This window comes from Ruegeria sp. CI5, from assembly GCF_056536885.1.
This window is the reverse complement of record NZ_JBQFQN010000006.1, coordinates 56,878-70,442: the sequence shown is the minus strand read 5'-3', so window position 1 is coordinate 70,442 and position 13,565 is coordinate 56,878. Positions and strand designations below refer to the sequence as shown.

Genomic DNA, 13,565 nt, shown 5'->3' with positions numbered 1-13,565 from the left:
GTCAACGCCACGCCCTGTCGCGGCCAGAATATAGGATGAATTCATGCCCAAAGGTCTCACTTTTCTGCCATCGCTGGCTCTTGCGGCCATGATGGCCCTGCCTGTCGCCGCTGAAACCGAACCCTCTGCCGATACGGTTGTGGCGCGCGTCAACGGCGACGAGATCACTTTGGGTCACGTGATTGCCACTGCGGCTGGCCTGCCGCCGCAATATCAGCAGTTGGAAGACGAGGTCCTGTACCAGTTCATCGTCGAGCAGCTGATACAGCAACAATTGCTCAGCCAGGAGCAGGTCGAGCTGACCCGCCTGAACGCGCTGATGCTGACCAACGAAGAGCGCTCGCTGAAAGCGGTGCAGACGGTGAACCAGATCACCGATGCCGAGGTGACCGACGACGCGATCCAGGCCGCCTATGACGCGCAGTTCGCCGAGTTCCAGGGCGAGGACGAGTTCAACGCCAGCCACATCCTTGTCGCGACCGAGGACGAGGCCAAAGAGATCAAGGCGCAACTGGACGACGGCGCCGATTTTGCCGAGCTGGCCAAAGAGAAATCCACCGGCCCGTCCGGCCCCAACGGCGGCGCGCTGGGCTGGTTCGGCAAGGGCCAGATGGTGCCCGAATTCGAACAGGCCGTGATCGGGCTGGAAAAAGGGCAGGTCTCGGACCCGGTGCAGACCCAGTTCGGGTGGCATGTCGTGATCCTGAACGACAAACGCAAATCCGAAGCGCCCGAGTTTGCGGCGGTGCGGGATGAACTGGCCCAGTCCGTTCGTCAGGAGGCCATTCAGGCCAAGATCGACGAGCTGACCCAGGCGGGCAGCGTCGAGCGCCCCGAGGTCGAGGGCCTGACCCCGGATGTGGTCCGCAAGCTGGACTTGGTTCAGGAGTAACCCAGCGTGGCCAAGATCACCAAGGTGTCTCCGCTGGCCCCCGCGGCCTTTCCTGATCTGCCGGTCATCGACGGTGTGCGGTTCGCCACCGTCGCCGCCGGGGTGCGGTATCAGGGCCGCACCGACGTGATGCTGGCGGTGCTCGATCCGGGCACCGCGGTGGCCGGTGTGTTCACCCGTTCGGCCACACGTGCGGCGCCAGTGCTGGATTGCCAGGACAAGATCGGCGGGCCCAGTGACGGGCCGGCGGCGATCCTGGTGAACTCGGGCAATGCCAATGCCTTTACCGGACAGTACGGGCGGGCTTCGGTCGAGCAGATTACCGCTGCCGTGTCGCAGGTCACCGGCGTGGCGCAGAACCGCGTGTTCACCTCGTCCACCGGGGTGATCGGCGAGCCGCTGCCGCATGACCGGATCGTGGCCCGGCTGGACGAACTGACCGCCGGCCTGCGCGCCGACGCGTTGGAAGAGGCCGCGCGGGCGATCATGACCACCGACACCTTCCCCAAAGGCGCCAGTGCGCAGGTTGAGATTGACGGTAAAACAGTCTCTATTGCGGGGATTGCCAAAGGGTCGGGCATGATCGCACCCGACATGGCGACGATGCTGGTCTATATCTTCACCGATGCGAAGATCGACCAGTCGGCGCTGCAACGGATGCTGTCCGAGCAGACCGACCGGACCTTCAACTGCATCACCGTGGACAGCGACACCTCGACCTCGGACAGCCTGCTGCTGTGCGCGACCGGCGCGTCGGGCGCGGATGCCACCGGCAATGCCTATTTCGCGCGGGCGCTGGAATCGGTGATGCTGGATCTGGCGCATCAGGTGGTGAAGGACGGCGAAGGCGCCACCAAATTCGTCGAGATCCGCGTGACCGGCGCTGCCTCTGACGCCGATGCCAAGGTCCACGGCATGGCCATCGCCAATTCACCGCTGGTCAAGACCGCCATCGCCGGCGAAGACCCGAACTGGGGCCGTGTCGTCATGGCGATCGGCAAATCCGGCGCGGCGGCCGATCGCGACACGCTCAGCATTTCCTTCGGCGATATTCTCGTGGCCGAAAAAGGCTGGGTCAGCCCGACCTATCGCGAGGAAGACGCCGCCGCCTACATGAAGGGCCGGGAACTGGTGATCGCGGTCGATCTGGGGCTGGGCGAGGGCAAGGCCACTGTCTGGACCTGCGATCTGACCCACCGATACATCGAGATCAACGCGGATTACCGGTCGTGACATCAAAGCAATTCCAGCAAAAGTGGAGCCCGGTTTTGCGTACGGGGTTGCGACCATGAAAACGGTTCTCGTCTCTGCCGTCGCCCTGATCGACGTGGATGGGCGGGTGCTGCTGGCGCAGCGCCCGGAGGGCAAGGCCATGGCTGGCTTGTGGGAATTTCCCGGCGGCAAGATCGAGCCGGGCGAAACCCCCGAGGCTGCCCTGATCCGCGAATTGCACGAGGAACTTGGCATCGACACCTGGGCCTCGTGCCTTGCACCGCTGACCTTTGCCAGCCACAGCTATGACGATTTCCATCTACTGATGCCGCTGTTTGCCTGCCGCAAGTGGCAGGGCATTCCGCAGTCGAAAGAGGGTCAGGCGCTGAAATGGGTGCGGGCGAACGAGCTGCGCAACTATCCGATGCCGGCGGCGGATGTTCCATTGATCCCGATTTTGCGGGATTGGTTGTAGGGCGCAAAGCCAGGGACATTCGAGTTGATAGGTCTGGATGTCTTGTATGCGGACAAAGCTGCCGTTCGTTCTCGACAGTCTAATGTCTGCATTCACGGTTTCTAATGTTCTCGGTCGCACAAATTGTGATCGGCCAGTGACGCCAATACATAACAGTCTTCCGACACGCCTTCACCGTCGCAGCCTTTCGATATCCGGCTGAGTTCCTTCTCAAGCGTTCTTAGTCGCCTGATCTTGGCGCGAACCTCTTCTAGTTGCGATGTGGCAATGCCCGTTGCAGCCTCGCACGACCGGTCTGGATGCTCCTGCAGTTCTATCAATGACGAAATCGCTTCAATCGAGAAGCCAAGGTCACGCGCATGGCGAATAAAACTGAGTCGCTCCAAACCAGCCTTATCGTAACGTCGTTGGTTACCCGATGTGCGCTCAGTCTCGGGCAACAACCCCATTTCCTCGTAATAACGGATGGTCGGAACCTTGACCTTTGTGCGCTTCGAAAGCTCGCCGATGGAAAACATAAAGAAACCCCTTGAACCTCTAGTCACTAGAGACATTACACTATGAGTAACCAAAGATGAAAGAGGATTCCCATGGCTGGTTGCTGCGGACATGACGCCAAGTTTGACGGCGTTTCAGATGATTACAAAAGACGGCTGTGGATCGTCATTGCGCTCAATGCGACGATGTTTTTTGTCGAGATGACGGCAGGCCATCTCGCCAAGTCTCAAGCGTTGCAAGCCGACGCGCTCGACTTTGCAGGCGATGCGCTGACCTACGGAATTTCACTTGCAGTCATCGGGGCATCGCTCCGAGCGCGAACGAACGCAGCATTGTTCAAAGGCGTCAGCCTTCTTCTGATGGGGCTTTGGGTGTTCGGATCGACGGTCTATCGCGTCTTCTACGTTGGCGTCCCCACCGCAGAGATCATGGGCATTGTCGGCTTTCTTGCGCTGCTCACCAATTTGGCAAGCGTATTGCTGTTGGTTCGCTACAAGGACGGTGATGCCAATGTCAGGTCAGTTTGGCTATGTTCGCGCAATGACGCGATTGGGAATGTGGCAGTGATGTTTGCAGCACTTGGTGTGTGGGGGACGGCGACGGGTTGGCCTGACCTGATTGTGGCGACGATCATGGCCGGGTTGTTCCTTTCATCAGCTTTCCAGATCGTACGCCAAGCCTTGGCGGAGCGACGCGAGATGACCCAGCATGAACATGAGGTCGTATGATGCCGACGGTCTTAGTCTTCACCGGCCTTATGATCGCGGCAGCTACGTTTGCCGCCATGCTTTGGTCCATCGTATTTCCTAACCGCCGCCTTTGGCCGCCAAAGCGCTATACCATGGCCACTCCCATTCTGGTTTGGGTTCCGACATTCACCCTCTTTGGGATCTTGATCGTCCTCGGCGTCATGGAATGGGGAAACCTGCCAATCCCAAATTGGTTGCGGTTTGGCGTAGGCGTTTCCCTGATTGTCGCCGGAAACGTGGTTGTCTGGTCAGAAGCCGCAAAGTTTGGTGTTGCCCAGACTGGCGGTGCAAAAGGAACGCTTCGAACAAGCGGCATGTATCGCTATTCGCGCAACCCACAATACTTGGCGGACATTGCAATGATAATCGGCTGGATCGTACTTTGTGCGTCGTCTGGGGCGGCGCTTGTCGGTTCTGCCGGAATAGCCGTTCTAATCGCCGCGCCTTTCGCCGAGGAACCATGGCTCAAGGGGCAATACGGTTCCGCGTTCGAGAACTACCGAACAAAGGTCCGACGTTTCTTGTAGGCAAACGACCAAGTGCAAAAGCAGACCTTAGCCATGGTGCGGCATCTTGGTAGCTTTGGGCTCAAAGCTACCATTTACCACGCTCTGCAAATAGACCGTTATGATATTCTCTTTAGCGTTTCGGCGTAGAAGCAGAATGCAAACCCACGCCGCTCTTTTTTGAAGCGTGCTGTTTCGCAGTTTGTACAAGACGTACAAATCGGAACATCACCCCGGCATCCCTGTTACAATTCGTAAGATTCCGGAAAACATCACGAAAAAGTTGACGCTGATCGTCCTCCTTGTCCTTAATCGGGGCAGCGACGCGCGGGTCTGACCCGGCGACGTCGTTCCGGCCCAAACCGGGGCCGGATGGGGAGGAGAGATAGAATTGGCTCAGACGCAGTCGGGCGCCGAAGGGATGCACTCCCTTCCGGCGCTTCTACACCGCAATGCGACGCAGTTCGGGGATGCCCCGGCCTACCGCGAAAAGGAATTCGGGATCTGGCAGTGCTGGACCTGGGCGGAAACGGCCGCCGAGATCCGTGCGCAGGCACTGGGATTCCTGGAGCTTGGCGTTGAAAAGGGCGACCATATCGCCGTGATCGGGCGCAACCGTCCGGCGCATTACTGGTCGATGGTCGCGGCCCAGATGGTGGGCGCGGTGCCGGTGCCGCTGTATCAGGACTCGGTCGCAGAAGAGATGGCCTATGTGCTGGAACACTGCGGCGCGAAATACGTGGTCTGCGGCGACCAGGAGCAGGTCGACAAGGTTATCGAGATCCAGCAGGACATGCACCAGGTCAAGCACATCCTGTACACCGACAAACGCGGCATGCGGAAATACGACCACAGCCAGATGAACGCGCTGAGCGACATCATGGCCGAGGGGCGCGCCGGGCATCACCGGTTCGATGCCGAGCTTGACCGCCGCATCGCCGAGATCACCTATGACGACACCTGCGTGATGCTCTATACCTCGGGCACAACGGGCAAGCCCAAGGGCGTGGTTCTGTCGAACCGCAACGTGATCGAAAGCGCAAAGAACTCGGCCGAGTTCGACCACCTGACCCGCAACGAGGATATCCTGTCCTATCTGCCGATGGCTTGGGTGGGCGATTTCATCTTTTCGGTCGGTCAGGCCTATTGGTGCGGGTTCTGCGTGAACTGTCCCGAAAGCGCCGACACGATGATGACCGACTTGCGCGAGATCGGCCCGACCTACTTCTTCGCGCCGCCGCGCGTGTTTGAGACCCAGCTGACCAACGTGATGATCCGGATGGAGGATGCCAGCCCGATGAAGCAGCGGATGTTCCGCTATTTCATGGATCACGCCAAAAAGGTCGGCGGGCGCATCCTGGACGGCCACCCGGTCGGCTTCGTGGATCGCCTGAAATACGCGATCGGAAATGTCCTGGTTTATGGGCCGCTCAAAGACACGCTGGGCTACGGCCGGTTCCGTGTCGGGTACACCGCGGGCGAGGCGATCGGGCCCGAAATTTTCGATTTCTACCGCTCGCTGGGGATCAACCTGAAGCAGCTGTATGGTCAGACCGAGGCGACGGTGTTCATCACCGTCCAGCCCGACGGCGAGGTGCGCGCCGACACGGTGGGCGTCCCGGCCCCTGATGTGGAGCTGAAGATCGCCGAGAATGGCGAGATTTTCTATCGCTCGCCCGGAGTGTTCGTTGAATACTTCAAGAACCCCGAATCCACTGCCTCGACCAAGGACCCCGAAGGTTGGGTGGCCACGGGCGACGCGGGGTTCATCGAGGAAAGCAGCGGCCATCTGCGGATCATCGACCGCGCCAAGGACGTGGGCAAGATGGCCGACGGTTCGATGTTCGCGCCGAAATATGTCGAGAACAAGCTGAAGTTCTATCCCGACATCCTCGAAGCAGTGCTGTTCGGCAATGGACGCGACCGCTGCGTGGCCTTCATCAACATCGACCTGACGGCGGTGGGCAACTGGGCTGAGCGCAATAACATCGCCTATGCCTCGTATCAGGAACTTGCGGGCCATCCGCGGGTGCTGGAGACGATCCGCAGCCATGTGGAAGAGGTCAACAAGTCGGTTGCCGCCGACGAGATGCTGTCAGGCTGCCAGGTGCACCGGTTCGTGGTGCTGCACAAGGAACTGGACCCCGACGATGGCGAGATCACCCGCACCCGAAAGGTGCGCCGCAAGTTCGTCGAGGACAAATACGCCGACATCATCGACGCGCTCTATGACGGGTCCGAGGCGGTCTCGACCACGACCGAGGTGACCTATGAGGACGGGCGCAAGGGATCGATCAGCGCCACGTTGCAGATCGTCGACGTGCCGGTCGTGCCGGTGTCGCATCAGAAGGTGGCCGCGGAATGAGGCCGATCGCGCGCCGCTCGGCCTGCGGCCATCGCCCCGCCCGCCGTCCCGTTCACCCGCAGTTTGAGGAGTAGACGATGCTGGATGCATCCGACGACGGATATGTCACCGAGGATGGCCGCAAGATCGGCGGCGTGGTGATGGAGATGAAGAACATCACCCTGCGGTTCGGCGGCGTGGTGGCGATCAAGGACATCTCGTTCGACATCCGCCAGGGCGAGATCCGCGCGATCATCGGGCCCAACGGCGCGGGCAAGTCCTCGATGCTGAACGTGATTTCCGGCTTCTACATCCCGCAGGAGGGCGAGGTCTGGTTCCACGGGGCGAAACGCCCGCAGATGAAACCCTACGAAGTGGCCCGCCAGGGCATCGCCCGGACTTTTCAGAACATCGCCCTGTTCGAAGGCATGAGCGTTCTGGACAACGTGATGACCGGCCGCCTGAACTTCATGAAGACAAACATTCTGCAGCAGGCGATCTGGCGCGGCAAGGCCGAGGCGGAAGAGGTGGAAAACCGCGAGGCGGTCGAAAAGATCATCGACTTTCTGGAAATCCAGCACATCCGCAAGACGCCGGTGGCGCGCCTGCCCTATGGCCTGAAGAAACGCGTCGAACTGGCCCGCGCGCTGGCCGCCGAACCCAAGCTGCTGCTGCTGGACGAGCCGATGGCCGGCATGAACGTCGAGGAAAAAGAGGACATGAGCCGCTTTATCCTGGATGTGAACGACGAATTCGGCACGACCATCGCCCTGATCGAGCATGACATGGGCGTGGTGATGGACCTGAGCGACCGCGTGGTCGTGATGGATTACGGCAAGAAGATCGGGGACGGCACGCCCGACGAGGTGCGCAACAACCAGGAAGTCATCGACGCCTATCTGGGGGTCAGCCATGACTGAGCACCGCACAGAATTGAGGGGAGGCGCAGATGCCTGATCAGTTGATTTTCGCGATGGAGGTCTTTCTGAACGGCCTCATGGCCGGGGTGCTGTATGCGTTGGTCGCGCTGGGCTTTGTGCTGATCTACAAGGCGTCGGGGATCTTCAATTATGCTCAGGGGGTTATGGCCCTGTTTGCGGCGATGACCCTGGTGGGGATCATGAACGGGCAAGTTCCGTTCTCCCATCTGATCAACGCGATCTTCGGCACGCATATTCACTACTTCGGCTGGAACGTGCCGGCGCTGCTGGCCATTCTGCTGACGATGGGCGTGATGGTCCTGCTTGCCTGGGCGGTGCAGCGCTTTGTCATGCGCCACCTTGTGGGGCAGGAGCCCATCATCCTGTTCATGGCCACCATCGGTCTGGCCTACTTCCTGGAAGGCGTGGCCGACCTGATGTGGGGATCCGAGATCAAGACGCTGGACGTGGGTCTTCCGCAGGGCATCAACCTGTGGATCGACGAGACCACCTACAACATCTTCGGCTACGGCTTCTTCATCGACAACCTGGACATCGTGGCGACGGTCATCGCGGCGCTTCTGGTGGCGGCACTGGTTGCGTTCAGCCAGTACACCAAGCAGGGCCGCGCCATGCGGGCCGTGGCCGACGACCACCAGGCCGCGCTGTCGGTGGGCATTTCGCTCAACTTCATCTGGATCATGGTGTGGTCGGTGGCCGGGTTCGTGGCGCTGGTCGCGGGCATCATGTGGGGCACCAAGTCGGGCGTTCAATTCTCGCTGTCGCTGATCGCGCTGAAGGCGTTGCCGGTTCTGATGCTGGGCGGGTTCACCTCGATCCCCGGCGCCATCGTCGGCGGGCTGATCATCGGCGTGGGCGAGAAGCTGTTCGAGTTCGCCGTGGGCCCGCTGGTGGGCGGCGCGACCGAGAACTGGTTCGCCTATGTGCTGGCGCTGATCTTCCTGGTGTTCCGGCCGCAGGGCCTGTTCGGCGAGAAGATCATCGAGAGGGTGTAGGCCATGACCAAGCTGATCGCCATCATCAACGTGATCGCGTGGGCGGGGTTCTGGGCCTTTGGGTACATCGCCCTGACCTCGAACGATCTGACCGCCAATCAGCTGACCGTGGCCGCGCTTTTGGCCTTTGCCGGGCTGGTGATGGGTGTTCTGGCCTACATGAAACTGGTGCGCGCCTCGGAGGCGAGCGGATATGCCAAACGGTCCAACCAACTGGACGCCGAAGCCCGCAACCGGGCGCAGGAACAATGGGGAAAGTAAGACATGTTCTATCGTGAGGCCGGAGACTTCAAGACCTCCTACAGGGACGACAACCAGACTTTCCCGATCAAGTTCGACCGGTATCGGTACTATGTGGTGCTGGCGGTGGCGTTCGGGATCATCCCGTTCATCATCAACGACTATTGGGCCAACGCGCTGCTGCTGCCCTTCCTGATCTATGCGATTGCGGCGATCGGGCTGAACATTCTTGTGGGCTATTGCGGGCAGGTTTCCTTGGGCACCGGAGGGTTCATGGCCGTGGGCGCCTACGCCTGCTACAAGCTGATGACCGCCTTTCCCGACGTGTCGATGTTCATCCATGTGATCCTGGCCGGCGGCATCACCGCCATCGTTGGCGTGTTGTTCGGCCTGCCCAGCCTGCGGATCAAGGGGTTCTATCTGGCGGTGGCGACGCTGGCGGCGCAGTTCTTCCTGGTGTGGCTGTTCAACCGGGTGCCGTGGTTCTACAACTATTCGGCCTCGGGGCAGATCAACGCGCCAGAGCGTGACGTGTTCGGCATCATCATCACCGGCCCCAACGCGCCGGCCTGGGCGACCTATCTGTTCTGCCTGATCTTCCTGACCGCCTGCGCGATCATCGCCCGCAACCTGACCCGCGGCACCACCGGGCGCACCTGGATGGCGATCCGCGACATGGACATCGCCGCCGAAATCATCGGTGTGAACCCGCTGCGCGCCAAGCTCAGCGCCTTTGCCGTCAGCTCGTTCTTCGTGGGCGTGTCGGGGGCGCTGTTCTTCGCCATCTACCTGGGCGCGGTCGAGGTGGGCGAGGCCTTCGGCATCCAGAAATCCTTCCTGGTGCTGTTCATGGTCATCATCGGCGGGCTGGGCTCGATCTTCGGATCCTTTGCCGGCGCGGCCTTCCTGGTCCTGCTGCCGGTGGTGCTCAAGGTCGTGGGCGCGGACATGCTGGGCTGGCCCACCGATATCGTCGCGCATCTGCAGCTGGTGATCGTGGGCGGGCTGATCATCCTGTTCCTGATCCTAGAACCGCACGGTCTGGCGCAGCTGTGGCGCGTCGCCAAGGAGAAACTGAGACTCTGGCCTTTCCCGCACTAGGGACCGGCCCAATCAAGAAAGGGGCGCAAAGCCCGAACCAACATCGGACAAACCAAGGGAGGAGACACCCGATGAACAAGAAACTGGCAACAATGGCGCTGGGTGCGCTGATGGCCGCAGGTCCGGCAATGGCCGACCTCGTGTTCCCGTCGCTCAGCTACCGCACCGGGCCTTACGCCGCGGGCGGCATCCCCTTCGCGGATGGCTACGCGGACTATTTCACTCTGCTCAACGAGCGGGACGGCGGCATCGGTGGTGTTCCGGCCAAGGTCATCGAGTGCGAAACTGGCTACAACACCGAAAAGGGTGTGGAATGCTATGAATCTACCAAAGGCGAAGGTGCGCTGGTGTATCAGCCGCTGTCGACCGGCATCACCTATCAGCTGATCCCGAAAACCACCGCTGACGACATCCCGATGCACACGATGGGATATGGCCGCACCTCGGCCAAGAACGGCAAGGTGTTCAGCCACACGTTCAACTATCCGGCCAACTACTGGGACGGTGCCTCGGGTGCGGTCAACTATCTGCTCGAGGAAAACGGCGGTGATCTGAGCGGCAAGAAGATCGCGCTGGTCTACCACAACTCGGCCTACGGCAAGGAGCCGATCCGCACGCTGGAAGAGCTGTCCAAGAAGCATGGCTTCGAGCTGGTGGCCCTGCCGGTCGACCACCCCGGCCAGGAGCAGAAATCGCAGTGGCTGCAGATCCGCCGCGATCGTCCCGATTATGTCCTGATGTGGGGCTGGGGCGTGATGAACCAGGTGGCCATCCAGGAAGCCGCGAACATCCGGTTCCCGATGGAGAACTTCATCGGCATCTGGTGGTCGGGCGCTGAACATGACGTCATGCCCGCCGGTGCGGCCGCGAATGGCTACAAGGCGCTGACCTTCCACAACGTCGGCTCGGACTATCCGCTGTATGACGACCTGCAGAAATACGTCATCGACGCTGGCAAGGCCGCCGGCGCCGGCGATCAGGTCGGTACGGTCCTGTACAACCGTGGTCTCTATGCTGCGATGCTGGCCGCCGAAGCCGCCAAGAAGGCACAGGAAATCTCGGGCAAGGCTGACATCACCTCGGGCGACATGCGCGACGGTATGGAAGCACTTGAGATGACCGAAGCGAAGATGGCCGAACTGGGCCTGCCCAACTTTGGTCCGACCTTCTCGGTCAGCTGTGAAAACCACGGCGGGGATGCCCTTGTGGGCGTGACCCAGTGGGATGCAGACAGCAAGACCTGGACTCTGATCTCGGAGTTCAAGGCTACCGATACGGACGTGATCGGCCCGCTGATCGAGGAAGACTCGAGCGCATACGCGGCTGAGAACAACATCGAACAGGGCTGCAACTAAGCGGCACGAACACCGGGGCGGCGGCTGACCGCCGCCCCGAACCGGACAAGCCTCGAACGGGGCAGGCATGAGGACACGCGCTGATGCTGGATGCGGCACAAACCACTGACGTGCAGGCGGAAACCCTGCTTGAGGTCAACAATATCGAGGTGATCTACAACCATGTGATCCTCGTGCTGAAAGGCGTCAGCCTGACCGTGCCCAAGGGCGGGATCACCGCGCTGCTGGGTGGCAACGGGGCCGGCAAGACGACGACGCTCAAGGCGGTGTCAAACCTGCTGCATTCCGAACGCGGCGAGGTCACCAAGGGCTCGATCAAGTATCGCGGCCAGAACGTGCACGAGAGCGATCCGGCCGATCTGGTGCAGAAGGGCGTCATCCAGGTGATGGAAGGCCGCCACTGTTTCGAACATCTGACCGTCGAGGAAAACCTGCTGACCGGGGCCTATACCCGCAAGGACGGCAAGGCCGCCATCCAGCAGGACCTCGAACTGGTCTACAACTATTTCCCCCGCTTGAAAGAGCGGCGTCGGTCCCAGGCAGGCTACACCTCGGGTGGGGAACAGCAGATGGTCGCCATGGGCCGCGCGCTGATGAGCCGCCCCGAGACGATCCTGCTGGACGAGCCCTCGATGGGTCTTGCGCCGCAGCTGGTCGAGGAGATCTTCACCATCGTGAAGGACCTGAACGAACAGGAAGGCGTGTCTTTCCTGCTGGCCGAACAGAACACCAACGTGGCGCTGCGCTTTGCCCATTACGGATATATCCTGGAATCGGGGCGCGTGGTGATGGACGGCCCTGCCGCCGAACTGCGCGAGAACCCGGACGTCAAGGAATTCTACCTCGGTATGTCCGACGAAGGCCGCAAGAGCTTCCGCGACGTGCGGTCATATCGTCGCCGCAAGAGGTGGCTGTGAGCGGATGGAGGATCTGGCGATGACATTCTACGACGCTCTGGAAACCCGTTCGGCCGATCAGCGCGCTGCCGAGCACTCGGCCGGTCTGCGCGAACAGCTGGCGCGGGCGAAATCCGCGCCCGGTTTCGCGGCCCATTTCGCCGATGTCGATCTGGATGCGGTCCAGACCATCGCGGATCTGCCCAAGCTGCCGGTTCTGCGCAAGTCCGACCTGACCAAGGCGCAGGGACAGCACCCGCCCTTTGGTGGCTTTACCGTCAAACCTGCGCATGGCTTTGCCCATGTGTTCCAGTCGCCGGGGCCTATCTATGAGCCCGGCGGAGTCGATCACGACTGGTGGCGCATGGGCCGGTTCCTGCATGCGGCGGGCGTGGGGCAGGGCGATATCGTGCAGAACTGCTTTGGCTATCACCTGACACCCGCGGGCATGATCTTTGAAAACGGCGCGCGTGCCGTGGGCGCCGCCGTGCTTCCCGCGGGGACCGGCCAGACCGAACTTCAGGTGACCGCCGCGCGCGACGTGGGCTGCACCGCCTATGCCGGCACGCCCGATTACCTGAAGGTGATCCTGGACAAGGCCGACGAGATGGGCGTCGCTCTGAACTTCTCGAAGGCGGTCGTGGGCGGCGGGGCATTGTTCCCCAGCTTGCGCCAGGCCTATGCCGATCGGGGCATTTCCTGCCTGCAATGCTATGCCACGGCCGATCTGGGCAACATCGCCTATGAAAGCGCCGCGATGGAGGGCATGATCATCGACGAGCATGTCATCGTGGAAATCGTGACCCCGGGCACCGGAACACCGGTGGCGGAAGGCGAGGTCGGCGAGGTCGTGGTGACCTCCCTCAACCCCGACTATCCGCTGATCCGCTTTGCCACCGGTGATCTGTCGGCGGTGCTGCCGGGGCAGTCGCCCTGTGGCCGCACCAACCTGCGCATCAAGGGCTGGATGGGGCGTGCCGACCAGACCACCAAGATCAAGGGCATGTTCGTGCGCCCCGAACAGGTGGCCGCGCTGGTCGCCAAGCATGACGAGATCGTCAAGGCCCGCGTCATCGCTGCCCGGCAGGGCGAGATGGACACGATGACCGTGCAGATCGAAAGCCCCGGCGGCGATGATGGCGCCTATGCCAAGTCTGTGGTCGAGGTGCTCAAGCTGAAGGGCACGGTTCAGGTGGTGCCGCCCGGTTCGCTGCCCAAGGACGGGCTGGTGATCGAGGATCAGCGCGTCTACGACTGATCCGGCCCGGGGTTCTGCGGCCAAATGCGCCGCAGAAACCTGTGCCTGCCCACTGGCGTTTCCGAGTTTTTTGGTCGATTAAAGGGGAACCGCAACCTTTGCC

General features: G+C 61.4%; 14 protein-coding genes. 13 read left to right on the top strand and 1 reads right to left on the bottom strand.

Going from position 1 to position 13,565, the window contains the following annotated elements; translation table 11 throughout:
- Positions 1 to 43 precede the first annotated feature (43 nt).
- From ACR0BA_RS16310 to mutT, 3 genes are read left to right on the top strand one after another with little or no spacing between them, the layout of a single operon-like run.
- Positions 44 to 892, top strand: coding sequence for a peptidylprolyl isomerase (locus tag ACR0BA_RS16310; RefSeq protein ID WP_480728983.1), 849 nt, complete (start codon positions 44 to 46; stop codon positions 890 to 892).
- A 6-nt stretch (positions 893 to 898) separates the two neighbouring features.
- Entirely contained in the window at positions 899 to 2,125 is a 1,227-nt protein-coding gene (gene argJ, locus ACR0BA_RS16305) for a bifunctional glutamate N-acetyltransferase/amino-acid acetyltransferase ArgJ (protein ID WP_480728981.1), read from the top strand.
- 55 nt (positions 2,126 to 2,180) lie between these two features.
- A complete protein-coding gene (gene mutT, locus ACR0BA_RS16300) occupies positions 2,181 to 2,579 on the top strand; it encodes an 8-oxo-dGTP diphosphatase MutT (protein WP_170340762.1) in 399 nt (132 codons plus the stop codon).
- A 101-nt stretch (positions 2,580 to 2,680) separates the two neighbouring features.
- On the opposite strand, the gene ACR0BA_RS16295 is transcribed toward mutT, so the two are convergent.
- Positions 2,681 to 3,097 carry a MerR family transcriptional regulator gene (locus ACR0BA_RS16295; protein ID WP_170600833.1) on the bottom strand — a complete coding sequence of 139 codons (417 nt, stop codon included), beginning with the start codon at positions 3,095 to 3,097 and terminating at the stop codon, positions 2,681 to 2,683.
- Between the two features lie 72 nt (positions 3,098 to 3,169).
- Between ACR0BA_RS16295 and ACR0BA_RS16290 the strand changes: the two genes are divergently transcribed.
- From ACR0BA_RS16290 to ACR0BA_RS16245, 10 genes are all read left to right on the top strand, one after another.
- Positions 3,170 to 3,805: a cation efflux transmembrane domain-containing protein gene (locus tag ACR0BA_RS16290; protein WP_170600835.1), complete on the top strand. Its 636-nt coding sequence runs from the start codon at positions 3,170 to 3,172 to the stop codon at positions 3,803 to 3,805.
- Entirely contained in the window at positions 3,802 to 4,353 is a 552-nt protein-coding gene (locus ACR0BA_RS16285) for a methyltransferase family protein (protein ID WP_170600837.1), read from the top strand. Before ACR0BA_RS16290 ends, ACR0BA_RS16285 begins: the two co-directional genes overlap by 4 nt.
- Positions 4,354 to 4,753: 400 nt before the next feature.
- Complete coding sequence (locus ACR0BA_RS16280) at positions 4,754 to 6,697, top strand: AMP-binding protein (protein WP_480729086.1); 1,944 nt, start codon at positions 4,754 to 4,756, stop codon at positions 6,695 to 6,697.
- A 77-nt stretch (positions 6,698 to 6,774) separates the two neighbouring features.
- Positions 6,775 to 7,596 (top strand): ABC transporter ATP-binding protein, encoded by an 822-nt coding sequence (locus ACR0BA_RS16275; protein ID WP_093963943.1) that lies wholly within the window; start codon positions 6,775 to 6,777, stop codon positions 7,594 to 7,596.
- 29 nt (positions 7,597 to 7,625) lie between these two features.
- Positions 7,626 to 8,612 (top strand): branched-chain amino acid ABC transporter permease, encoded by a 987-nt coding sequence (locus ACR0BA_RS16270; protein WP_170340766.1) that lies wholly within the window; start codon positions 7,626 to 7,628, stop codon positions 8,610 to 8,612.
- A 3-nt stretch (positions 8,613 to 8,615) separates the two neighbouring features.
- A complete protein-coding gene (locus ACR0BA_RS16265; RefSeq protein ID WP_170340767.1) occupies positions 8,616 to 8,873 on the top strand; it encodes a hypothetical protein in 258 nt (85 codons plus the stop codon).
- Between the two features lie 3 nt (positions 8,874 to 8,876).
- Entirely contained in the window at positions 8,877 to 9,953 is a 1,077-nt protein-coding gene (locus ACR0BA_RS16260; protein WP_005979938.1) for a branched-chain amino acid ABC transporter permease, read from the top strand.
- Positions 9,954 to 10,024: 71 nt separating this feature from the next.
- Positions 10,025 to 11,308: an ABC transporter substrate-binding protein gene (locus tag ACR0BA_RS16255; protein ID WP_170391347.1), complete on the top strand. Its 1,284-nt coding sequence runs from the start codon at positions 10,025 to 10,027 to the stop codon at positions 11,306 to 11,308.
- Positions 11,309 to 11,391: 83 nt separating this feature from the next.
- The gene (locus tag ACR0BA_RS16250; RefSeq protein WP_170342738.1) at positions 11,392 to 12,225 is read left to right on the top strand and encodes an ABC transporter ATP-binding protein; all 834 of its coding nucleotides are present in this window, start codon (positions 11,392 to 11,394) and stop codon (positions 12,223 to 12,225) included.
- Between the two features lie 19 nt (positions 12,226 to 12,244).
- Positions 12,245 to 13,462 (top strand): phenylacetate--CoA ligase family protein, encoded by a 1,218-nt coding sequence (locus tag ACR0BA_RS16245; RefSeq protein ID WP_480728976.1) that lies wholly within the window; start codon positions 12,245 to 12,247, stop codon positions 13,460 to 13,462.
- The last annotated feature ends 103 nt before the right edge of the window (positions 13,463 to 13,565 follow it).

Bases quoted from the DNA above. Each gene is read 5' to 3' on its own strand.
- ACR0BA_RS16310 (WP_480728983.1), top strand. From the start codon at position 44: ATGCCCAAAGGTCTCACTTTTCTGCCATCGCTGGCTCTTGCGGCCATG.
- mutT (WP_170340762.1), top strand. From the start codon at position 2,181: ATGAAAACGGTTCTCGTCTCTGCCGTCGCCCTGATCGACGTGGATGGG.
- ACR0BA_RS16295 (WP_170600833.1), bottom strand. From the start codon at position 3,097: ATGTTTTCCATCGGCGAGCTTTCGAAGCGCACAAAGGTCAAGGTTCCG.
- ACR0BA_RS16290 (WP_170600835.1), top strand. From the start codon at position 3,170: ATGGCTGGTTGCTGCGGACATGACGCCAAGTTTGACGGCGTTTCAGAT.
- ACR0BA_RS16285 (WP_170600837.1), top strand. From the start codon at position 3,802: ATGATGCCGACGGTCTTAGTCTTCACCGGCCTTATGATCGCGGCAGCT.
- ACR0BA_RS16280 (WP_480729086.1), top strand. From the start codon at position 4,754: ATGCACTCCCTTCCGGCGCTTCTACACCGCAATGCGACGCAGTTCGGG.
- ACR0BA_RS16275 (WP_093963943.1), top strand. From the start codon at position 6,775: ATGCTGGATGCATCCGACGACGGATATGTCACCGAGGATGGCCGCAAG.
- ACR0BA_RS16270 (WP_170340766.1), top strand. From the start codon at position 7,626: ATGCCTGATCAGTTGATTTTCGCGATGGAGGTCTTTCTGAACGGCCTC.
- ACR0BA_RS16265 (WP_170340767.1), top strand. From the start codon at position 8,616: ATGACCAAGCTGATCGCCATCATCAACGTGATCGCGTGGGCGGGGTTC.
- ACR0BA_RS16260 (WP_005979938.1), top strand. From the start codon at position 8,877: ATGTTCTATCGTGAGGCCGGAGACTTCAAGACCTCCTACAGGGACGAC.
- ACR0BA_RS16255 (WP_170391347.1), top strand. From the start codon at position 10,025: ATGAACAAGAAACTGGCAACAATGGCGCTGGGTGCGCTGATGGCCGCA.
- ACR0BA_RS16250 (WP_170342738.1), top strand. From the start codon at position 11,392: ATGCTGGATGCGGCACAAACCACTGACGTGCAGGCGGAAACCCTGCTT.
- ACR0BA_RS16245 (WP_480728976.1), top strand. From the start codon at position 12,245: ATGACATTCTACGACGCTCTGGAAACCCGTTCGGCCGATCAGCGCGCT.